Consider the following 21,695-nt stretch of genomic DNA (forward strand, 5'->3'; position numbering starts at 1 on the left):
TCAATTAATCCTCCATTCCAGTTGGTCTTTTTTCATAAAACCTGTTGTTGCGTTCAACAAAGTCAGCAGTCTTGAAGACATTGCCTTCATCAAAACGCTTAGCCATAATTTGTAAGCCGACAGGCATACCATCAACTAAACCAGCTGGAACACTAGCTGCAGGAATACCTGCTAAGTTTGCAGAAATAGTCAAGATATCATTGTTGTACATCTTAACTGGGTCTGAAACTTCTTCACCAATACCAAATGCTGGAGTGGTGGTTACAGGCCCTACAATGACATCATTGTTTTCAAAAATCTTATCAAAGTCGTTGCAGATCAAAGTTCTAACCTTAGCAGCTTGTCTGAAGAACTTATCGTATGAACCAGCTGAAAGAGCAAATGAACCTAACATGATCCGGCGCTTAACTTCTGTACCGAAACCTTCTGAACGTGATTTTACATAAACGTCAAGCAAGTTCTTAGTGTCCTTAGCACGGTAGCCATAACGAATACCATCATATCTTTGAAGGTTTGAAGAAGCTTCACTTGAAGCAATGATGTAGTAGGTTGGAACTACATACTTAGTATGTGGCAATGAAACTTCGGTGATGATTGCACCATTTTCCTTTAAAAGATCGATTTGCTTTTGAATAGCTTCACGCATATCACCATCAACAGCATCCATGTATTCCTTTGGTACAGCAACGCGAAGGCCTTTGACATCTTGACCGATAAACTTGGTAAAGTCAGGTACTTCACGAGTAGAAACAGTAGAATCATGTTCGTCAGCACCAGCAATGACATTAAGAACTTCAGCTGAGTCTTTTACACGCTTGCTCATAACACCGATTTGATCAAGTGATGAACTGAAGGCAATCAAGCCCCAACGTGATACACGACCATAAGTTGGCTTAATTCCGAAAATACCATTAAATGCAGATGGTTGACGAATAGAACCACCAGTATCTGAACCAAGAGCAGCAACAACTTGACCACTAGCAACTGCAGCTGCAGAACCACCGGATGAACCACCAGGAACCTTGTCCAAGTTCCATGGGTTATGGGTAGCACCAAAGTATGAATGTTCAGTTGATGAACCCATCGCAAATTCATCCATGTTGGTCTTACCGACAAAGGTTGCTTGTGCAGCCTTTAATTTGCTGATAACAGTTGCATCATACATTGGCATAAAGTTATCCAAAATATGACTTGCTGCAGTGGTTTTCACACCATTGGTAACAATATTGTCCTTAATTCCGATTGGAATACCAGCTAACTTGCTCTTTGAAAAATCAAGATTTTCAGCTGGCTTGGCATCATCTTCAACAGTGATCCAAGCATTTAACTTCTTGTCAGTATCTTTAATGTTTGCAACAGTATCTTTTGCTAATTGATCTGCTGAAATTTCACCACTGGCAAGTTTTTTGTTTAATGAGTCAATAGTTTCGTTTAAGTAATTCATTACTCGTTATCGTCCTTCTCAATAATTACAGGAACCTTAATGAAGCCATTAGCTTTTTCAGGAACATTTTTCATTAAAGTTTCGCGATCTTCACCTTGCCAATGTTCAGGTTTGTCTTCTCTAAAGACAGTATCACGATCAACAACTTGAACAGTTTCATCAACACCTTCAGTATCAACTTCTTGAAGTTGACTGGCCATGTTAATGATCGAACCCATTTGTTCAGTAAATTTACCGATTTCATCGTCGCCAAATTCAAGTCTTGAAAGTGTAGCAACGTGTTTAACCGTATCTTCTGTGATTTTCACTCAAATGCCTCCTATTCGCCGCCATAAATGTGGACTTGATAACTACTATCTGCTGTTTCTTTTGCAATCAATGCTTGAACATCATTGACAGAACCAATCTGAATTTCGATGGCCGTGTCATTAGACAAATATTTCTTGGCTTGTGACAAAACCAAACGTGTAAAGCTTTGAATTTGTTCATAGCCATAAAACTGAGTAGTAATTGAAATATTTTCTTGCGTCAACTTGCCATTTTCATAACGCAAAGTTGCCGTTACCCCACTAATATTAGGGAAGTAATTTTGAACTGATGTCTTAAAACTACTGAAGCTTGAAGCATCGCTGCTACTTACAGCTTTAGCACCACCAACTGTCGGTAAAACTTGTGTTTTTTCCGAAATTGATTTCCATTTAGTTATTTTACTACTATTAGCGCTAGCTGTCCCGTAAGCAAAATAACTTCCTCCAACTAAAGAGTCTTTTGAGGTACTGGAGAACAAGCCAATCGTAATTGGAACATTCTTCAAAGCCTTCTTCTTGCGCAAACGGCTAATTATTTCATTAGCCATTTTGATACCTTCGCTTCTTTGTTTGCTGCGCGAAATAGTCACTGAATATTCTGCGCCGTTTTTGGTCTTGGTGTAATAATCAACGGAATTCATCGCAAGGCCAAGGCTGATTCCACCCAAGCTGTATTTTGAGCCAGAACCAGTTAAATAATCCTGCTCGACTATTTCTTCAAGGTAATACGGATTATAGTGTTTCTTCGTACCAGCTGTCGGATTTAAACCAGTTGGATTGTTCTTGGATTTACGTGCCAGCCAGTCGGTGACAGTGGAAGCGTCCAAGTATTGACCTTCTTGGAAAGTATATGAACTAGTTGGGTAAGTCGTTTTAGAAATATTAACCAATCCCCGTTCCAGGCTGTGCGTATCAACGGAATTATCGTTATCAGTTGCCGTTAAACCGTCAATTGGTGACACTTGGTAGGTACCATTTTTCAGCAATACCGTATAACCGTTTTTACCTGTATTGGTCGTTTGATTTGTCTTCTTTTTTGTATTACTAGTAGTTGTTGCATTATTGGCTAAACTTGAATTCTTTAAATTGCCACAACCGCTTAAGGTAACTATCGCCCCTGCAAGGGCTAAAACTTGCAAATATCTTTTCACAATTAGTGTTTCCTTTACTTAATTTGTGCAATTGCTTCTTCTTCGGTCAAGGTTGGTACGCCTAAACTTTGAGCTTTGGTAAACTTGGAACCAGCATCCTTGCCATAAATGACATAGTCAGTTTTATGAGAAACAGATCCAGTTACTTTGGCTCCTAAAGATTGCAACCGCTTGGTAAATTCACTTCGTGTATAATGCGCTAATTTACCTGTTAATACAACCGTTTTATTCTTAAAGAAATTGTCGGCTATTTCGGCTTCCGTCTCATCTTGACCGAGATAATCCATGTTCAGGCCACTCTCTTCAAGCTCTTCAATTAATTTTTGAACAGCTGGCTGAGCAAAATAGGTTGTTAAACTTTCGGCAATCGTCGGTCCTATTGTATCGATTGCTGCAACTTCTTGCACGTCTGCGGCCATAATCTTAGGAAGATTTTTAAACTTTTGCGAAATTAAGCGAGCAACCTTTGCTCCAACATGGTCAATCCCCAATCCGGTCAACAATAATTCAACTGAATTTTGCTTTGACTTATCAATCGCTGTCAAAAGATTATTAATCGATTTTTCCTTAAAGTGATCGAGCTGCATTAAATCATCTGGAGTCAAATGATACAAGTCAGCAACATTATGAACCAAATCTTTGGCAATCAATTGCTTGACGATTTTAGGTCCTAGACCGGCAATGTTCATCGCCTGTCTTGACGCAAAGTGGATAATGCCCTCTTCTAATTGAGCTGGACAAGATGGATTTATGCACCGCAAGGCTACTTCACCCTTTAAGTGAACCAATTTTTGCCCACAAGAAGGACAAGTTGTTGGAATTTCATACGGCTTAGAGTCGGCCGGGCGCTTGGACAAAACAACTTCGGAAATTTCAGGAATAATGTCACCAGCCTTATGCAACTTAACGGTATCGCCAATTCTGACATCTTTTTCTTTTAATAAATCAGGATTGTGCAAAACCGCACGCGCAACCGTTGTTCCCGCTAGTTGAACTGGATCCATCACCGCTGTCGGCGTCACTACACCGGTGCGGCCCACGGTCCATTCGATATCACGCACTACTGTTTCTTGTTCTTCAGGTGGAAACTTATAAGCAATTTCCCAACGTGGAACTTTAACGGTGCTGCCTAATTCCTGCTCAATGCCAAGATCATCAACCTTAAGAACGATCCCATCAATACAATAGGGTAGGCTATCACGCTTGGCCGTGTATTCATCAATAAAGTCAAAGATTTCATCTAATGTTTCTAGCTTGCGACCAGTTTGATTGGTGTGAAAACCCAATTTATGCATTTCTTCGATCGCCTGATGCTGACTAGTAATGCCCTCAGGCGGATTTACCCAAGTATAAATAAAGGTGCTTAAATCCCGCTTTTTTGTAACTTTGGCATCTAATTGCCGAAGTGAGCCAGCCGCTGCATTCCGCGGATTGGCAAAAACTTCTTTGCCGTTTTCATCCCGCTCTGCATTTAATTTGGCAAAAGCTTCTTTACTCATGTAGCATTCGCCACGCACTTCAATTGTTAACGGCTTTGGCAAAGTTTGAGGAATATCGCGAATAAAGCGCGCATTAGCGGTAACATCCTCACCGACTTGACCATTTCCTCTGGTTGATGCCCGCATCAAACGCCCATTTTGATATTCAAGCGACAATGACAAGCCATCGATTTTTAATTCAACATTGTAAGCTACCGGATGACCTACTTGCTTTTGAATTCGCTGATCAAATTCTCTTAACTCTTCTTTTGAAAAAACATCACCCATTGAAAGCATTGGAATCGGGTGTGCTACTTTAGTAAATTTCGTGTCAATTTTTCCGCCGACTCTTTGAGTAATTGAGTCCGGGGTTACCAATTCAGGAAAATCTTTTTCTAGTTCAAGCAGACGATTGTATTTTTGATCGTAAACGTTGTCTTCAACTTCAGGTGCGTCTTTTGAGTAGTAAGCCTCAGCCCATTCGTCCAGCTGCTTACGCAAAGCCGCAACTTCGGTTTTAGCTTGATCAAGAGTTATATCAGCCATTATTTTTCCTCCCTATAAAAAATCAACCTTAGCTTTTATTATACCTTTTTGATTGGTGCAAAAGCAGCTAGCAGCCGTTTAACGCCCTTGTTTGCAAAAGCAATATCAAGTTCCATGTCTTCGCCTTCGCCGTTGACCTTCATAACAACTCCGCGGCCCCAAACTTTATGTTCTACCTGATCGCCAACATGCCAGCCCTTCTTTTCAGCTCCAACTGCTCCTGAAGCCTTTTTAGCAGTTGTGTACACCTGTGCTCGTGCATGTTCATCATTGCGAGCAAATGGTGCAGTTTGTGCTTGAAAGTAGCTTTGACCAATAAAGGTATTGCCAGCATTAGGATTTTCAACATTCAGATCTTTAGCGTCGATTTCAGCTAAAAATCTTGAAGGCGGATTATTCTGAATTCGGCCATACATCATTCTAGAGTAAGCATTAGTCAGATACAGTTCTTGCTTTGCTCTAGTGATTCCAACGTAAGCCAACCGGCGTTCTTCTTCCAATTGACTTTCATCCATCATTGATCGTGATAATGGGAAAAGTCCATCTTCCATTCCGATTAAAAAGACAACCGGAAATTCCAAACCTTTGGCAGCATGCAAAGTCATCAATGCAACTTGATTATCATCATCGTCTAAGTCATCTTGATCACTCAATAATGATACTTCTGCTAAAAAGTCGCTTAATTGATCGGAATCATCATCTTCAGCTTCATAATGATCATCAAATCTCTTGGTTACTGACAAGAATTCATCCAAGTTTTCCAAACGCGTATCAGCATCAATATTATGTTCGGCCTTTAACGCGCTGGTGTAATCGAAATCATCCAAAATCTTTTCAGTCAAGCCAGTAACACTGTGATCTTTGGCAAAATTAATGGCATCATGCAATTTAGCAGCAAAGTCACTCAATTCTTGCGCAGCTCGATTTGAAATAGTGGACATCCCCACTTGATCCATTGCTTGCAGGGCATTCAAATTGTTTTCATTTGCAAAAGCCAATAACTTATCAACTGTTGCCGCACCAATTCCACGCTTAGGGGTATTGATAATGCGGTTTAAACTCATGGTATCAGCCGGATTAGAAACTAATTTCAAATAGCTCATAACATCTTTGATTTCTTTTCGATCATAGAATTTATGACCGCCAACAATTTGATATGGTACATTTGACTTCACGAAAGCTTCTTCGACCGTACGCGATTGAGCATTGGTCCGGTAAAGAACGGCAAAATCTTTGTAGCTGCGCTTTTGATCTTTAACTTCTTCTTGAATTTTAGAAATAATGTAGTGAGCTTCATCATCACCGCTTTGAGCTTTATAGTAGGTTACCTTTTCGCCTTCACCGCGATCAGTCCATAAATTTTTGGACTTGCGGTTTTGATTGTTTTTGATGACAGAATTGGCAGCTGACAAAATGTGGCCGGTTGAGCGGTAATTTTGTTCCAACTTGACTGTACGCACGCCATCGTTTTTATAGTCGGACTCAAAGTTCATGATGTTTTCCATATTGGCACCACGCCAGCCATAAATTGACTGATCGGCATCCCCAACAACGCAAATATTTTTATATTGAGCAGCCAAGGCATGGGTCAACTCATATTGTGCTTGGTTCGTATCCTGGTACTCATCCACCAAAATGTAGCGAAACTTGTTTTGATAATAATGCAAAGTTTCCTTATCTTTTTTAAACAAAACCAGCGTCTGCATGATCAAATCGTCAAAGTCCATAATTTGATCGCGTCTGAGCCGTTTTTGGTATTCTTGATAGATCTGGGCAACCATTTTTTCAAAGGGAGAAGAAGCACTCATTGCAAAAGCTTCTGTCGTCAATAAATCATTCTTGCCATTGGAAATCGCGGATAAAATTCTACGCGGATCATACATCTTGGGGTTGATGTTGAGATCCTTTTCAATATGCTTAACCAGCGTAAGCTGTTCGGCTGAATCTGCAATTGAAAAATTATGACTGTAGTTGATCTTATCAGCATCTCGCCGCAAAATCCGAACGCATAAAGCGTGGAAAGTAGACATCCAAATACTCTCAGCTGCTGGGCCAAGCAGTTTTTGTTCACGTTCGCGCATTTCATTGGCTGCCTTGTTAGTAAAAGTAATCGCCAAAATATTCCAGGGATTAACATTGTTTTTTTCAACTAAATACGCAATCCGGCGCGTCAAAACCGAAGTCTTTCCCGATCCGGCACCAGCAACTACTAGTAATGGACCTTCCGTGGTTTCAACAGCTTGCTTTTGTTGCGGATTTAATCCAGCTAAAATTGATTCTTCGCTCATCCTGATTCCCTTCACAAAAATTATTTAAGAAAATATAGCCCTAATATTATAACAAAGAAAAAGAGCTTGAAACAAATGTTCCAGACTCAATCATTAACGCTTTTACTTATCATATTTTTGCAAGTTATACTGCTCAATCAGGCTCACCAATTTAGCAGCATAATTTGGATCTGTAGCGTAGCCATCAGTAACCAGTTCCTTGGCCTGCTGCTTGTAATTTTTAGCAGCTAAAACATGCTTGTACTGCTTGTGATTCCAAGTGGTCCCATTCTGGAATAAACGCGCATGAGCTCGAATTGAAGCCTCGCAGGAATCATAAATTTGAAAGCGCGCTTTAACGTTCACCCACTTGCCTTTGACGTATTCTTTTGTAACCAAAACAACAGAAGTATTAGGATTGGTTCCTTTAATGCCAAACAGATTGTTGTATTTCTGCGATAAATCGCTTTGACCGTAATTGCTTTCTAGACAAGCCTGAGCAATCGTAATGCTTGGAAGCAAATCATATGATTTATCGACTTCTTTAGCAATTGGCCCTATTTTTTTGATAAAAGCTTTCCGCTGACGCAAAAGCTTTGCTTGTTCCTGCTGCTTTTGCACCTGCTCTTGTCTTATTTGTTGAGACTGCAAAGCTTGCCGCCGATAATATCTAAAGCAGATGAAGGCGACCAGTAAAACAACCAGAATTAAAAATGTTCTTAAAATAATTCCCATGCTTTTGGAAATTCGATGTTTTTTGCGTTTTTTTGCCATATAATTTCCTGTCTTTTCTTCAGATCTGTTATTAAATAAAGTATAAACTCTTCAAAATAAAAGAAAATATTTGTTAATTATTAGTATAAAAAAAGAAGCCGCTCATCAGCGACTTCTTATTGGTGCGGGCGAGAAGACTCGAACTTCCACGATCTAAAGCGATCACAAGATCCTTAGTCTTGCGCGTCTGCCATTCCGCCACGCCCGCGGTACTTAATTATATTAACCCAAAAAGCAGAATCGCGCAAGGAAATATTAAAATTTATTCATTTTTTTACCAGCTTCAATTTACCGTGGCAACGACCGCAGCGATACCTGCGCGTATTAAGACGGCGCACGCGCGGATATTGCAAACCGCAGTTTTGACAAACATACAGATAATGGCGTTTTCTGGTCTTTCTTAAACCAATGTCAGGCGCATAGCGACTGCCACCTACTCGTTTAAGCAAAACTTTAAAATCATGATCACGATGCTGATAGCCCAGACCTAATAAATGCAAATGATAGTGACATAACTCATGCTTGATAATGCCAACTAAATTAGAATAATGGTCTGGCGTTAAAAAGTGAGCATTAAATTCAAGATGATGATCGTCCAAATGGTAGCGGCCACCGGTTGTAGTCATACGCCGATTAATTTTTATTAGGTGTAAAAATGGCCGGCCGAAGGATTGCAGCGATATTTGTTCAACTAATTTTTGCAGTTCTTCTTCATTCATTAGCTTCGAATATATTTAGCATACAAAGCGGCCTGACGTTTGGTCTTGATTCTAACCTTCAAAGCCGTCACAATTTTGCGTTTCAGCGGCTTTTCTCCTTCCATCCAGGTTCCAGTAAAGACGTGAATAGTCTTTGAATCCTCTGAAGGATTGCATAAAACGCCATCTGGATATACATGGATGCCGGTTTCCAGCATTTGTTCTTGATTGTTCGGCTTGGCACCGTATTTTTCTTTCAAAATATCAGAGACTGAAACGGTGTTGACGCCAGCCATTTGATCCTTGCTGTCAAATTCGAAATTGCGATCATCATAATAAGCCAGCATGTCCTTGAGCAATGGATGATGTTTTTCAGCACCAAAAACAGCCGTGAACGGATTCTCTTTATTTTCAAAGCCGACAAAAGCATGATTATCAAGCAAGCTTTCCAAATTGTCGAGCACCAGAACATCGGTATCCAGATATATTCCGCCTTGTTCATAAATTGCTTTTGCCCGAATATAGTCAGATACAAAAGCCCATTTTTTTGCTTTATAGGCTTGTTCGACATATTTATTTTCATGAATATCAAAATTGTCTTCATTCCATTCAACAATCTTGTAATCCTGCAAATGATTTTGCCAGGTCTTCATGCAGCGCTGAATGTTCTTGGGCTTAGGATTGCCACCTACCCAAACGTAATGAATGATTTTTGGAATCATCGTTATCCTCGCTTCAAAAATTTCTTAACTAGTGCGATCAAATCTTGATTAAAGTCTAATTTCATAATAAACATCAATGCCAAATAGATAGCAAACATGATGATCGATTTAACTGCCATATTGATAAAGGCAGAGTTAATCAGATTTGGCATCAATAATCCAATTACCAAAGTAACAATGGCAATTAAAAAGTACTTCGGAATGTCCTTGAACGAATACTTAAAGTCATAGCCATCGCGAACAATCCACAAGCGAAGCAATAACACAATAAACTCGGTGATTAAAATTGCCACCATAGCACCTGCCGCACCATATGGCCGGTCCAGCAAAAAGCTCAGAACCACTTCTAAAATAGCACCAATAATTACTGGCAGTGCATAATCTTTATCGCGATGGTTGGCTAAGGCAAATTGGTTTGCAAAAACCCCACCAGTTGGAATCATAATAATCGTCAACGTGAAGAAAAACATCAGCGGCGTCATTGGAGTATATTTTTGACCAAAGAAAAATGGTACAAATTGCTTGGTATTAGCCATGATAATTACTGAAAACAAAGTTCCCAGCATGACCGTAGCCTCTAACGACTTTTTCAAAACAACCTGCTGCGTTTTTTTGCCTTCACTTGCCATTTTAGGCATGATAACCAACGAAATACTGGTAATTACTCCCAAAATCATATTCGAAATTCGTTGTGAATTATCATAATAGGCAACTTGCGTTGAATTCTGAAAGATACCCAAAATTGGCTTATCTAGCGAAGTATAGATCTGCGTAGCAATTTGAGGAATCAGCAGCGTGATAATTGATCTGATAGTTGTCCGATATTTATAAAAATGAGCCACAGGTTTACCCACATATTTGTGGATATCAAACCAAAAAACAAAGGAGCCCAACATTGTGGAAACAGACATAATCAACAAATATTTCCACAAGTCGCCTGGTGATTTTACCCAAAGCAAAATCAAAACAACGCTAACCAGCTTAACAGCAGTATTTTTAAGAACGACGCGCCCGAAATCTGCTAAACCTTGGAAGAACCAAGAGATATCCACTTGCGCAGAAATCAAATATGGTGCCATCAAAATAATGTAGTTCCAATATTGAATGTGGAAAAGATTAGTGATTGCCAAAACAATGATAATCGTCACTAAACCAGCAATGCCTTGAAAATACCATAAGCCCCAAAAGGCATCAGTCAAGTCCTGTGGCGTACCATAAACCCACGTCCGTGAGATCGTCCGCATACCAATATAGGACACTGACAAGGTACAAAAGACCATCAAAAATTGCATCGTATTATTAACGCTGCTATAAATACCATAGGTTTTAGGCCCTAAAACCCGTGACAAATAAGGTACCGTGATTAATGGTACCAAAACCAAAAAGATTTGATAAACTGCGTTGTAAACGATATTTAAAAATGTTCTTTTCAAAACGTTTCACCTAGTTAACTTTTGTCATGCAGGCAAATAATTTTTCACAGTAGTTTTCGCCCTTAACCTCTTGTGTTAAATGCAGCCAATACAAACGACGATCCCTAATCTGCTGATTATCTGGTTCCCTCAGAGCTTCAAGCAGCTGAGCTTGTGAATTAACTTTAATTCCTGGCGTTATTTCCTCATATGGGCTGAGCAATAAACCACGTGTTTTTTCATATTGTTTAAGAAAATTAGTGACAAAGATAATCGGATTGTTCAAAAGAAGATAATCAAAATAGATTGATGAAAAATCCGTTAGCAAAAAGTCCGTATCGCCCAATAATTCATACAGATCATAGTTGTGATCAAATAAATAATCATTATTTAAAAAGGCAATGTTGGAGTACTTGCTCGAAAAGTCAGCAAACATGCGCATTTCATACGGATGCAATTTAACGATCAAATATTGGTGCCTTTCCTTTAATGCCGCGTTTAACTGTGCGACATCAAAATCAGCGAATGCAAAAAAGTTGCCCGCCTTAATTTGCGCCATAATCTTGGGATCATCTAATTCGTACCTAAAAGTTGGCATATAGATGCCGATCTGCGCCTCAGCATCTGTTTGATGAAACAGGTCTTGCAGCAATTCTTCTTTAGTAATAATGGGCTTTTGCAAATAATCAAGTCTTGGGAAACCAACCTTATGATATTTCTTGCCCTCAACAGCGATGCAAGCACTCATCAAAGTTTCATACAAATCAGAATTAGAAGCCACAATATCGGCATATTTATGCCACAATTTTTCATTGCGACAGTTGTCTTTTCTTCTCGTATTATTGGCCATAATACCCATGCGCTTCAATGGAACACCGTGCCACAATTGAATATTCAGCTGCCCCTTTTTCACTTTAAAAGGCTGGTGGGTCGTAACGATATAGCGAGCAGAGCCAATCTTTTTCCAGGTCATACGATCTAGATGAGAAGAAGGCCAAGGCTCAACCAGAGTTACCTGATACTCTGGATGGTTGAGCTGCAAATATTTGTAGAACAAATAGCCATTAGAACCTGATCGCCCAGCACCATTCAAGATGACCACTTCATTCGGCTGAATCGGATTAAAATAAGCGAAAATCTTCATTAAGCAAAGATAGACGCGAAAAAGCAAACTTTTCATAATCTCACTAATTTTCTTTTACTTTATTGGTATATTTTAGCAGACATTAATAAATTAACTATCTCAAATAAGAATCTTTACTGATTCTTCAGACCTATCTACCATCATACTATTTTATCAGTAAAAAAATAAGAGGCAGACAAATTATCCACCTCTTATTTACTTGCAACTAAATTAACGCTGCTCTCTTCTTTGGAAGAACTTTACGATTTCTACAATCACGATCATGCACAAACCGGCACCGAGAACTACACACCATTGAGCTGCATCTAATTCGGTAACATCAAAGAATCCAGTCATAAACGGCAATTCAACAGCAGCCATAATCACGGCAGCAATCAAAATTGCCCAGTTAAACCATTTGTTTGAGAAAGTATGCTTTCTAAAAATTGATTCATGAATGTACTTAGAATTAATGGCATGGAACAACTGAATCAAGCCTAAAGTAAGGAAGGCCATCGTCAATGCATCCCCATGTTGCAATGCAGCATTACCAACATGCGGACCAACGTGAAGTCCTAGTTGGTAGGCACCAAGCACCAAAATACCTTCAAGAATTCCTTGGTAGATAATGGAGCTGGCAACACCGCCGCTAAAGAAGTTGGACTTACGGCCACGTGGCCTGCGCTTCATAATGCCATCTTCAACTGGCTCAACCCCAAGGGCAATTGCTGGCAAAGTATCAGTTACCAGGTTGATCCAAAGAAGTTGAACTGGTGTCAAAATATCCCAACCAAGCATCGTCATCATAAAGACTGTCAAAACTTCACCAACATTACAGCTCATCAAGCAAAGAATTGCCTTTTGAATATTGCTGAAGACTTTACGCCCTTGCTTAACCGCTTTAACGATTGTGGCGAAATTATCATCAGCTAAAATCATATCACTGGCACCTTTAGAAACTTCGGTACCGGTAATCCCCATGCCGATACCAATATCAGCCTGTTTCAGACTTGGTGCATCGTTAACACCATCACCGGTCATGGCAACAATCTTACCATTGGCTTGCCATGCCTTAACAATTCTTACTTTATGTTCAGGCGATACTCTTGCATAAACGCTGTAGTCACCGACGTGCTTGACGAAGTAATCATCGCTCAATTCATCCAGCTGGGCACCAGTTAAGACGCGCTTGTCTTGACCAGGCTCTAGAATGCCTAATCTTTCGGCAATGGCCTGAGCCGTAACTTGATGGTCACCAGTAATCATAATGGTTCTGATACCAGCACTGTGAGCTTCTGCAACGGCAGCCTTTGCTTCTGGACGTTCTGGGTCGATCATGCCGACCAAACCTGCAAAGATTAAGTCTTGTTCAACATTGTTGGTTGATGGATCATCGTATGGCTTGTCGATTTGCTTATATGCCAAGCCCAAAACACGAAGGGCTTCCTTCGCCATATCCTGGTTGGTTTGCAAAATGTCTTTTCTTTGCTGTTCAGAAATTGGTGTAACTTCACCGTTGATTGCAACCGAAGTTACCCGCTTCAATAACTCATCTGGCGCACCTTTAACAGCGACAAAATATTGATCACCATCTTTATTAACGGTACTCATCAGTTTACGTTCAGAATCAAATGGCACTTCTTGGATTCGCTTGTATTTTTCAAGCATTTGATCAACATCAATATTTTGATCGAATGCATATTGAATCAATGAGGTTTCAGTTGGGTCCCCTAAAAGATCGCCACCATTTTCAATCTTAGTATCATTGGCAAGTACCATTGCCAATAGTGCCGGATTATCTTCATATATTTCGTCATCAGCGCTGTGAATCTCGCCACGATAGTAGATTTTTTCTACCGTCATACGATTTTGAGTCAAAGTACCAGTCTTATCTGAACAAATGATGTCAGTAGCACCTAATGTTTCAATGGCCGGCAATTTTCTTACGATCGCCTTATGCTTAGCCATCGTTTGCGTTCCTAGGGCCAAAATAATAGTAATAATTGCTGGCAAACCTTCTGGAATTGCGGCAACAGCAAGTGAAACGGCAACTAAAAACATGTCGATCATCAGCTTGTTGGTTGGTTCAGTTCCTTGCTTAGTGAACATTCCCACTACGAAGACAACCACGCAGATTGCTAAAATCATGATGGTTAAAGTCTTGCTAAGCTGATTTAAGTTTTCTTTCAAAGGAGTATCAGTTTCATCGGCATTATTTAGCATCGTAGCAATCTTACCAACTTCAGTGTTCATTCCAGTGTGAACAACTACACACCACTTCCGTAGGTAACATTGGTATTTGAATAAGCCATGTTGATTCGATCGCCTAAAGCAACATCTTTTCCTTGCAAGGTCTCGTCGCTCTTTTCAACAGGAACAGATTCACCAGTCAAGGCAGATTCTTCAATCTTCAGGCTATGTGCTTTTACCAAACGCAGATCGGCTGGAACCACGTCACCGGCTTCTAATAAAACCAGGTCGCCAGGTACCAAATCTGTACTTGGGATTTCAACAATAGCACCGCCACGCCGTACATGCGCATTTGGCGTTGCCATTTCTTTCAAAGCTTCAATTGCTGCTTCAGAACGTGCTTCTTGGAAGACGCCCAAAATTGCGTTCAAAATAACAACAATCATAATAATAGCAGCATCGGCCCATTCTTTAGCAACTACTCCAGATAAAATAGCCGCAATGATCAAGACGATGATCATAAAATCTTTAAACTGGTCAAGAAAACGCATCAACATGCTCTTTTTCTTTTTGGCAGCCAAAGCATTCGGACCATATTCAGCTAATCGTTGCTTAGCCTGCTCATTAGTTAAACCATCAGCAAGAGACGTTTTCATTTCTTGCTCCACATCGGGAATTGACTCGGTGTAATAGTTTTTAGCCAATTATTTTTCCTCCTTCTTAACAAAAAAGAGACCTATATACTCTAAGCATATAAGTCTCACAAATTAAGATAAGTCCAGAAGATTTTCTTCGGGTGTTGGGCTTATCGCAATTACTTGCTGTTACTCCCTTATGACAAGTTAATTATAAGTAAATTTTCACGGTTTCACAAGAAAAATCGTATAATTTAACTTACTTTTTGTAGAAGTCATCGAAAACAGTTACTGGCAAATGACGCTTATGCTTGCTCTTGTTCCAGAGCTTTTCAATTTGCTCAGCTGATTTTTCTGGTACTTCTTTGCCTTCCAAATAATCATCAATATCCCGGTAAGTTACGCCTAAGGCAACTTCATCTGGCAAGTCTGGTTTGTCTTCTTCAAGATCAGCAGTTGGTGCCTTTTCGTAAAGGTGAGCTGGGCAGCCCAATTCTTTCAAAAGCATCTTGCCTTGACGCTTATCCAAACGGAACAATGGCGCTAAGTCAGCCGCACCATCACCATACTTGGTGTAAAAACCACAGATGTTTTCAGCAGCATGGTCGGTACCAACAACAGCACCTTTATTAGCACCAGCGATTGCGTATTGAACAACCATTCTTTGACGAGCCTTGATATTGCCTTTATTAAAATCTGTAATCTTTTGTCCAGCAGCTTCCAGCACTTTAACCATAGCGTCGACTGGTTCCTTGATATTAACAATCAAGTCTTGGTCTGGCTTTTGAAAAGCAACTGCATCGGCAGCATCATCGGCATCAGCTTGAACGCCATAAGGCAAACGGACAGCGATAAATTGATATGAATCATCGCCGGTTTCTTGGCGCATTTCTTCAATGGCCATCTGGCACAATTTGCCAGTCAAAGTTGAATCTTGACCGCCTGAAATACCCAAAACGTATGATTTTAAAAATGGATTTGCTTTTAAATAGTCCTTCAAGAAATCAATTGAACGTCTGATTTCCTTTTTTGGATCAATTTCGGGCAAAACATGTTCATATGCAATAATTTCTTTTTGTAATTTTCTCATCGACCAAAGCTTCTTTCTCTAATCTTACGACGAATATCTTGGATTAGGTTCATCTTACTCTCGTACAAGTTTTTTGACAAATCGACCGGATATTCCTGCGGATTCAAGCTACGCTTATATTCATCCCATAATCCGTCCAAATTATCGGCAACAAACTTTTTAATTTCTTTAAGTTTTGGCTGCTTGTAAACCAGTTGCCCATCCTTAAAAATATCATGCAAAAGCGGAATTGCAGTATAATCGGTTACCACTTTATTGATATAAGTATATTGTGGATGGAACATGAACAAAGCGTTAAATTTGCGCGGATCTTCATTTGCTCGACTGACCCAGTCGCCTTCATTCTTTTTTGCAGTATTGGCGCTGATCCGCCAAACTTGCTTCTTTCCTGGGGTTGAAGCCTTGATTGCATTAGAGGAAATCTTCATCGTATCCCGCATAGCATGAAATTCATCTTCGATGGCTACAAGTTTATAAACTGCACCCAAAGCTGGCTGATCATAGGCGGTAATATATTTTGTCCCAATGCCCCAAGCGTCGATTTTTGCACCTTGCATCTTCAAGTTGGTAATTGTGTATTCATCAAGGTCGTTAGAAGCAAAAATTTTAGCATTTGGATAACCGGCATCATCTAATTCCTTGCGTACTTGTTTAGAAATATAAGCCATATCGCCGGAATCAATTCTAACGCCTAAAAAGTTGATCTTATCGCCCATTTCGTTAGCAACTTTAATTGCATTCGGCACACCGCTTCTAACGGTGTCGTAAGTATCAACTAAAAAGACGCAATTCTTATGAGTTTCAGCATAAGCCTTAAAGGCTTCATATTCGCTGCCAAAAGCCTCGACCAAGGAATGAGCCTGGGTTCCTGAAATCGGAATGCCAAAAAGCTTGCCGGCACGAACATTGCTAGTTGAGTCAAAGCCGCCAATATATGCAGCTCTAGCACCCCAAATGGCAGCATCAGTTTCTTGTGCACGCCGTGAGCCAAATTCCATCAGGCCATCATTTTGAACGGCGAGCCTGATTCTTGCCGCCTTAGTAGCAAGCAAAGTTTGAAAATTGATCACATTCAGGATCATCGTTTCAACCAGCTGACATTGAGCAAGTGGTCCTTCAACCTGAAGAATTGGTTCGTTGGCAAAAACCAATTCTCCTTCTTTCATTGAACGGATCGTCAATTTTAGCTTCAGATTACGCAAATAATCGATAAAATCATCATTGTAGTCTTCAGTTTCCTTTAAATATTGCAAATCGCTTTCTTTGAAATGCAAGTTTTGCAAATATTGAATAATGTGTTCAAGTCCTGCATAAACAGCATAGCCATTGCCAAAAGGCTCTTTACGATAAAATACTTCAAAAACGGCATTACGCTCAGCAATCCCCTTTTTGAAGTAGGTGTACATCATATTAATTTCATACAAATCAGTGTGTAAAGCTAAAGAATCATCTTTGTCTATTTCTTGATAAAGCATTTTTTTCTCTCAAATAAATCATGATAGCTTGCCTTAATTATACTTGTTATTCGATTTAGGGGCAATTGATTAGTGTTTGGCTAACTTGTCATATACTTTTTGAATCGAAGCCAGCTGTTTTTCAACTGAAAAGTTGGCTGCTACATACTTCTTTTCCCGCAAAGCGACAGCCTTCAAAGCAGCTGGATCCATATTGACTGCACGTTTTATTTCTGCAGCAATGGAGTCAACATCGCCAATTTTGGCAATAAAACCATGTTCCTGATCCGGAATCATCATTTTTATATCACCGATTGCGGTTGACAAAATTGGAAGCTGATTGTCGCTGGCCTCAAGCAGTACCAGTGGAAAACTCTCTGAATAAGAAGTCAGAACGGCTAAATTCATCCGCCGGTATAAGTTGCGTAATTGCTTCTGCGTCATAAAACCGTGAAAGGTTACTTGCGGCGATAATTCTAGTTGCCTGGTTAGAGCTTTCAAATTTTCTAATTGGCTGCCATCACCGGCGATGTGCAAACGAACATGCGAATCGTCCAGCTTTTTAATCGCCTTCAGCAGCAATTCCTGGCCCTTCACTTTTTCCGTTCTGGCAACATTAACGATATTGAAGTAAACCTGATCATCATATTTGGCTGGAATTTCGCTATCATCATGGAAGAAAATGCCGTTGTAGATAACATGCACTTTAGCGGGATCAATTTTTGCTTTTTGTTCAAGCAAATCGGCAAAGTGTTTAGTAACTGCGAAGATGCAGTCGGCCTTGTGAAGGGCACGCAAATTCAATTTGGTGAAAATTTTACCCATTAAACCGCGACCTTCAAAATCCAAATAAGGATCTGAATGGACAGTAATGCACCAAGCAGCCTTAATTTTGGTATGAATCAAGGACAAAAAGAGGTTGGCCCGTGCACCATGAGTATGGACGATCTGATAATGCCCATCATTAATAAAAGTCCGCAATCTTTTAAGCGCAGCCAGGTCATAGCGGCTTCCTGCACCTAGGACATGGGTTGTAATCCCTGCCTTTCTTGCTGCCGTTGCGACTGGTCCTTCAGCCAGCGTTAAGAGTTCAAAATCTTTTCCCTCATTTTTTGCTTCTTTTAACAAATTCACAATGTGGGTTAGACCACCGCCGTTTTCTAGGCCGGCATTCACATGCAGAACTTTCATTAATTATTTGTTTCCTCTCTTAAACTGATGCACTCGTACAACAAATTTAGGCAAAACCATCATTCGCTTAAATCTGGTTGGATTAGTAATCAAACGGTAGAACCATTCCAAATGCGTCTTTTGGAAAATCTCCGGTGCCCGTTTTACTTGACCACTGAAAACATCGAAACTGCCGCCAACTCCCATCATTATGGCAGGAGTCAAATTGCGACGCAAAATCGCCAGCAGCTTTTCTTGCTTAGGAAAACCTAATGCTGCAAAGACCATATCAGGTTGGGCTTTAGCGATGCGGTGAGCGATGAGATTCAAATCTTGGCGGAAGTAGCCGTCTTCTGCACCAACCAAATTGATATTTTTATAGTTTTTGGCAATTTTGGCTTGAACAGCATGAATAACTTCTGGCTTCGCACCAATTAAATAAACTCTGAGTCCACGCTCGTTGGCAATTTTCATAAACCATAAAAACAAGTCGTAGCCCGTTACCCGTTCTGGCAGCGGCTCGCCTAGCATTTTAGCAGCTTTGACAATGCCAATTCCGTCAGCTGTGATATAGTCTGCATCCTGCTGTAAAATTTTCATAAATTCAGGATTTTCATTCGCAGCCATCACAATTTCCGGATTGGCAGTAACGATAAAAGTCGACTCGTGATCATTGAGCCGCTTCACAAATTCATTTTGAAACTGATCAAACGTCTTATTATCAAAGTTAACGCCTAATACATTTACTTTATCCATGACAAATCCCTCATTGTTCCTTTTTCTTTTATTTTATCAAAAGCCACAGCCAACTGCTCTAAGTTTTACCTTTTCTTCAATTATGTTATTATTAATTCGTTTAATAAAGTAGGAGCCAGAACTATGAAGAAAGTTATAACATACGGAACCTTTGATTTATTGCATTATGGCCATGTGCGTTTATTAAAACGGGCTAGAGAATTAGGCGATTACCTTATCGTCGGTTTGTCCACTGATGAATTCAATGAGTTCAAAAAGCATAAAGAAGCTTACAATACTTATCCTGAACGCAAATATATTTTAGAAGCAATTCGCTATGTTGATAAGGTCATCCCCGAAAAAGATTGGGATCAAAAAATTGCTGATGTAAAAAAGTACGATATCGATACTTTTGTGATGGGCGACGACTGGAAAGGTAAATTCGATTTTTTGAAGCCTCACTGCAAGGTAGTTTACCTGCCAAGAACGCCAGGTATTTCTACAACTAAAATTAAAGAAGATTTGAAATAAAAAGAGCCCCGTTTCACTGATTTGTGAAGCGGAGCTTTCTTTTTATTTTGAAAAAGTAAATTCAAATCTTTCGGCTACATAGCGAGCACGCGTGTACTCAAACGGACGACCATCGGCTAGTTCAGTTACCTGCCGTCTAGTGATCAGAGCCTCGCCCTTTTTTGCCTTCAATAAACGGGCATCATTTTCATTGGCAATAGCCGCAGAAATATGTTCCGTAACTCGGCCGATCTGCAAATTGTTTTTTTCTAAAGTCTCATACAAGTGCGTTGAAATGTTTTCTTTCGAATCATTTTTAACCAAATCATATGGAACCGTAACCACTTCGTGACAAATTGGCGTTTGATCTGCATATCTGATTCTTTCCATCCGCAGAACGTTCATATTTGTCTTCAACTTTAAACGTTCTTTTTCAGAAAGAGATGGCTGGCCAACTTGATAAGAGATCAACTTGCTGGAAGGAACCTGCCCATTAGCTTCAGTAATTTCAGTAAAAGACATAATCCCTGACATCTTTTCTTGTACTTTTTGGCTAGCAACATAAGTACCACTGCCCAGACGTCGTTCCAAAATTCCTTCATCTTCCAAGGTCTTAATTGCTTGACGCAAAGTCATTCTCGATACGCCAAACTTGGCTGCCAATTGTCTTTCGGCAGGGATTCGGTCTCCTACTTTATAAACATGATTTTCAATGTCGCGCTTGATTTGATTATGTATTCTGATATACATCGGCTCTTCCATGGCACGCACCTCCAAACTCATTATCAATTATAAGCTAAATTGGTCTATATTGCATTGGATAATGATATTTGTTTTCAGCGCTATTTCTTTTTAGCGGTCCAGTGCATCCCAAAAATTCGCACATTTGGCTTTTTATTGCATTCAATTTCAATATTGCTGCGATCGCTGGCCAGAACATTGATATTGAATTCGGCATCGTCTTGAACGGCCAGATCTGCGTCATTCGCATTTAAAACCACGTCATGACCTGCTAATTTTGCCTGATCGCTCAATGCTAAAAAGTATTCATAATCCATATTCCCTGAAAAGCTGACTCGGGTTGCATCGGCCACAACATTATCCTGAAAGTCAGCATGCGCCAAAATTTGCGACGTCATCATTGTGATTTTTGCTTCATTAATTGCCACCAACCGGTTCAAAGTTGAATTTTGAATAATCGTCCGCGTTTTCTTATCAAGATAAACGCCGCCGGCAAAAGTGGAATTAACGATATTGCACCAGCAATCATCACTGATATACAAACATGAATCGTCTTCAGCCAACACCTTAGTATTAAGCATGTTCATCCATGTCTGACCATGAAGAAGAACGTAATCAAGCTGAGAATTATTGATATCTAATTCGCAGTTGGTTTTAGTAAAAGTATTAGTTGAACCGTGAATTTTAGAATTATTAATAATCGCGGTCCCTTTGCCTTCTAAAGCTAAAGCACAGTACTCAGTTGAAGCGTAATCGATAATGGCGTCGTTCATTTCTAAATGAAAATCGGCATCGGCAAACATGGACAAGGACCCATTCATAATTTTAGTTGAATATAGTTCAAGCGTAACCTTGCCGTTGCAAGCCACAGCAGCAGTATCAGTACCTACGCCTTTAACAATGCAATTGCGCAAAGTCAAATAGCTACTGGCTTCTGGTGGCACAAACAGACTGTTGTGATCAGTATTGGTGTTAATGCACAGATTTTCCAATGTTACATAGCGGCTATCTGCAGAAACAGACACATAGCCCAAGATCGTTGTATCTTCAGGAGTTGCGCCCATCCCTTTAACCGTAATATCAGTTAAGGTAATTCCTTGTGGTAGCTGATAGAATCCTGGCTCAAGAAGTAGAACATCATCTGCTCTTAAATCTTTTAAGGCTTCATGCCAGTCGGTTTCGCTGCCACCGGCACCGACTTTAACTATTCTTGCCATTCAGTCAATCTCTCCTATTACTATTTTGTT

General features: G+C 40.0%; 17 protein-coding genes, 1 tRNA gene and 1 pseudogene. 1 reads left to right on the forward strand and 18 read right to left on the reverse strand.

What is annotated here, in order from left to right; translation table 11 throughout:
• Window positions 1-4: 4 nt before the first annotated feature.
• The 16 genes and pseudogenes from gatA to HMPREF0493_RS07685 all read right to left on the reverse strand — a co-directional run bounded on the left by gatA (window position 5) and on the right by HMPREF0493_RS07685 (window position 19,218).
• Complete coding sequence (gene gatA, locus HMPREF0493_RS07610) at window positions 5-1,444, reverse strand: Asp-tRNA(Asn)/Glu-tRNA(Gln) amidotransferase subunit GatA (RefSeq protein WP_006352755.1); 1,440 nt, start codon at window positions 1,442-1,444, stop codon at window positions 5-7.
• A complete protein-coding gene (gene gatC / locus HMPREF0493_RS07615) occupies window positions 1,444-1,752 on the reverse strand; it encodes an Asp-tRNA(Asn)/Glu-tRNA(Gln) amidotransferase subunit GatC (protein ID WP_006352756.1) in 309 nt (102 codons plus the stop codon). Before gatC ends, gatA begins: the two co-directional genes overlap by 1 nt.
• Window positions 1,753-1,763: 11 nt before the next feature.
• Window positions 1,764-2,903 carry a CamS family sex pheromone protein gene (locus HMPREF0493_RS07620; protein ID WP_006352757.1) on the reverse strand — a complete coding sequence of 380 codons (1,140 nt, stop codon included), beginning with the start codon at window positions 2,901-2,903 and terminating at the stop codon, window positions 1,764-1,766.
• A gap of 14 nt (window positions 2,904-2,917) precedes the next feature.
• Window positions 2,918-4,927: an NAD-dependent DNA ligase LigA gene (ligA, locus tag HMPREF0493_RS07625; protein WP_006352758.1), complete on the reverse strand. Its 2,010-nt coding sequence runs from the start codon at window positions 4,925-4,927 to the stop codon at window positions 2,918-2,920.
• 38 nt (window positions 4,928-4,965) lie between these two features.
• Window positions 4,966-7,215 carry a DNA helicase PcrA gene (gene pcrA, locus HMPREF0493_RS07630; protein WP_006352759.1) on the reverse strand — a complete coding sequence of 750 codons (2,250 nt, stop codon included), beginning with the start codon at window positions 7,213-7,215 and terminating at the stop codon, window positions 4,966-4,968.
• 102 nt (window positions 7,216-7,317) lie between these two features.
• On the reverse strand, window positions 7,318-7,968 hold the full coding sequence (locus HMPREF0493_RS07635) for a glycoside hydrolase family 73 protein (protein WP_006352760.1): 651 nt from the start codon (window positions 7,966-7,968) through the stop codon (window positions 7,318-7,320).
• Between the two features lie 120 nt (window positions 7,969-8,088).
• A tRNA-Leu gene (locus HMPREF0493_RS07640) sits at window positions 8,089-8,176 on the reverse strand.
• A gap of 58 nt (window positions 8,177-8,234) precedes the next feature.
• The gene (locus tag HMPREF0493_RS07645) at window positions 8,235-8,687 is read right to left on the reverse strand and encodes a SprT family protein (RefSeq protein ID WP_006352761.1); all 453 of its coding nucleotides are present in this window, start codon (window positions 8,685-8,687) and stop codon (window positions 8,235-8,237) included.
• Window positions 8,687-9,388, reverse strand: coding sequence for a glycosyltransferase family 32 protein (locus HMPREF0493_RS07650; RefSeq protein WP_006352762.1), 702 nt, complete (start codon window positions 9,386-9,388; stop codon window positions 8,687-8,689). Before HMPREF0493_RS07650 ends, HMPREF0493_RS07645 begins: the two co-directional genes overlap by 1 nt.
• Before the next feature lie 2 nt (window positions 9,389-9,390).
• Window positions 9,391-10,821, reverse strand: a complete 1,431-nt coding sequence (locus tag HMPREF0493_RS07655) for an oligosaccharide flippase family protein (RefSeq protein WP_006352763.1) — start codon at window positions 10,819-10,821, stop codon at window positions 9,391-9,393.
• Window positions 10,822-10,831: 10 nt separating this feature from the next.
• On the reverse strand, window positions 10,832-11,980 hold the full coding sequence (locus HMPREF0493_RS07660; RefSeq protein WP_006352764.1) for a CDP-glycerol--glycerophosphate glycerophosphotransferase: 1,149 nt from the start codon (window positions 11,978-11,980) through the stop codon (window positions 10,832-10,834).
• A gap of 174 nt (window positions 11,981-12,154) precedes the next feature.
• Window positions 12,155-14,817: pseudogene (locus HMPREF0493_RS07665) on the reverse strand (calcium-translocating P-type ATPase, PMCA-type).
• 190 nt (window positions 14,818-15,007) lie between these two features.
• Window positions 15,008-15,838 carry an ammonia-dependent NAD(+) synthetase gene (nadE, locus tag HMPREF0493_RS07670; protein ID WP_006352767.1) on the reverse strand — a complete coding sequence of 277 codons (831 nt, stop codon included), beginning with the start codon at window positions 15,836-15,838 and terminating at the stop codon, window positions 15,008-15,010.
• Window positions 15,835-17,313: a nicotinate phosphoribosyltransferase gene (locus HMPREF0493_RS07675; RefSeq protein ID WP_006352768.1), complete on the reverse strand. Its 1,479-nt coding sequence runs from the start codon at window positions 17,311-17,313 to the stop codon at window positions 15,835-15,837. The genes nadE and HMPREF0493_RS07675 overlap by 4 nt, the downstream gene beginning before the upstream one ends.
• A gap of 69 nt (window positions 17,314-17,382) precedes the next feature.
• On the reverse strand, window positions 17,383-18,483 hold the full coding sequence (locus HMPREF0493_RS07680) for a glycosyltransferase (protein WP_006352769.1): 1,101 nt from the start codon (window positions 18,481-18,483) through the stop codon (window positions 17,383-17,385).
• 3 nt (window positions 18,484-18,486) lie between these two features.
• The gene (locus HMPREF0493_RS07685; RefSeq protein ID WP_006352770.1) at window positions 18,487-19,218 is read right to left on the reverse strand and encodes a WecB/TagA/CpsF family glycosyltransferase; all 732 of its coding nucleotides are present in this window, start codon (window positions 19,216-19,218) and stop codon (window positions 18,487-18,489) included.
• Between the two features lie 123 nt (window positions 19,219-19,341).
• On the opposite strand from HMPREF0493_RS07685, the gene tagD reads away from it, so the two are divergent.
• Window positions 19,342-19,728: a glycerol-3-phosphate cytidylyltransferase gene (gene tagD, locus HMPREF0493_RS07690; RefSeq protein ID WP_006352771.1), complete on the forward strand. Its 387-nt coding sequence runs from the start codon at window positions 19,342-19,344 to the stop codon at window positions 19,726-19,728.
• A 42-nt stretch (window positions 19,729-19,770) separates the two neighbouring features.
• Here tagD and HMPREF0493_RS07695 read toward each other — a convergent pair whose 3' ends face one another.
• Entirely contained in the window at window positions 19,771-20,469 is a 699-nt protein-coding gene (locus tag HMPREF0493_RS07695; RefSeq protein WP_040457432.1) for a GntR family transcriptional regulator, read from the reverse strand.
• 80 nt (window positions 20,470-20,549) lie between these two features.
• Window positions 20,550-21,665 (reverse strand): hypothetical protein, encoded by a 1,116-nt coding sequence (locus tag HMPREF0493_RS07700; protein ID WP_006352773.1) that lies wholly within the window; start codon window positions 21,663-21,665, stop codon window positions 20,550-20,552.
• Window positions 21,666-21,695 lie beyond the last annotated feature (30 nt).

It is taken from the genome of Lactobacillus amylolyticus DSM 11664 (genome assembly GCF_000178475.1).
Classification (GTDB): Bacteria; Bacillota; Bacilli; order Lactobacillales; family Lactobacillaceae; genus Lactobacillus; species Lactobacillus amylolyticus.

What these genes read in the sequence shown, in the direction of transcription:
- HMPREF0493_RS07675 (WP_006352768.1), bottom strand. Translation starts at nt 17,313, where the DNA reads ATGCTTTATCAAGAAATAGACAAAGATGATTCTTTAGCTTTACACACT.
- HMPREF0493_RS07680 (WP_006352769.1), bottom strand. Translation starts at nt 18,483, where the DNA reads ATGAAAGTTCTGCATGTGAATGCCGGCCTAGAAAACGGCGGTGGTCTA.
- HMPREF0493_RS07700 (WP_006352773.1), bottom strand. Translation starts at nt 21,665, where the DNA reads ATGGCAAGAATAGTTAAAGTCGGTGCCGGTGGCAGCGAAACCGACTGG.
- HMPREF0493_RS07695 (WP_040457432.1), bottom strand. Translation starts at nt 20,469, where the DNA reads ATGGAAGAGCCGATGTATATCAGAATACATAATCAAATCAAGCGCGAC.
- HMPREF0493_RS07660 (WP_006352764.1), bottom strand. Translation starts at nt 11,980, where the DNA reads ATGAAAAGTTTGCTTTTTCGCGTCTATCTTTGCTTAATGAAGATTTTC.
- HMPREF0493_RS07650 (WP_006352762.1), bottom strand. Translation starts at nt 9,388, where the DNA reads ATGATTCCAAAAATCATTCATTACGTTTGGGTAGGTGGCAATCCTAAG.
- tagD (WP_006352771.1), top strand. Translation starts at nt 19,342, where the DNA reads ATGAAGAAAGTTATAACATACGGAACCTTTGATTTATTGCATTATGGC.
- gatA (WP_006352755.1), bottom strand. Translation starts at nt 1,444, where the DNA reads ATGAATTACTTAAACGAAACTATTGACTCATTAAACAAAAAACTTGCC.
- ligA (WP_006352758.1), bottom strand. Translation starts at nt 4,927, where the DNA reads ATGGCTGATATAACTCTTGATCAAGCTAAAACCGAAGTTGCGGCTTTG.
- HMPREF0493_RS07685 (WP_006352770.1), bottom strand. Translation starts at nt 19,218, where the DNA reads ATGGATAAAGTAAATGTATTAGGCGTTAACTTTGATAATAAGACGTTT.
- pcrA (WP_006352759.1), bottom strand. Translation starts at nt 7,215, where the DNA reads ATGAGCGAAGAATCAATTTTAGCTGGATTAAATCCGCAACAAAAGCAA.
- nadE (WP_006352767.1), bottom strand. Translation starts at nt 15,838, where the DNA reads ATGAGAAAATTACAAAAAGAAATTATTGCATATGAACATGTTTTGCCC.
- HMPREF0493_RS07635 (WP_006352760.1), bottom strand. Translation starts at nt 7,968, where the DNA reads ATGGCAAAAAAACGCAAAAAACATCGAATTTCCAAAAGCATGGGAATT.
- HMPREF0493_RS07645 (WP_006352761.1), bottom strand. Translation starts at nt 8,687, where the DNA reads ATGAATGAAGAAGAACTGCAAAAATTAGTTGAACAAATATCGCTGCAA.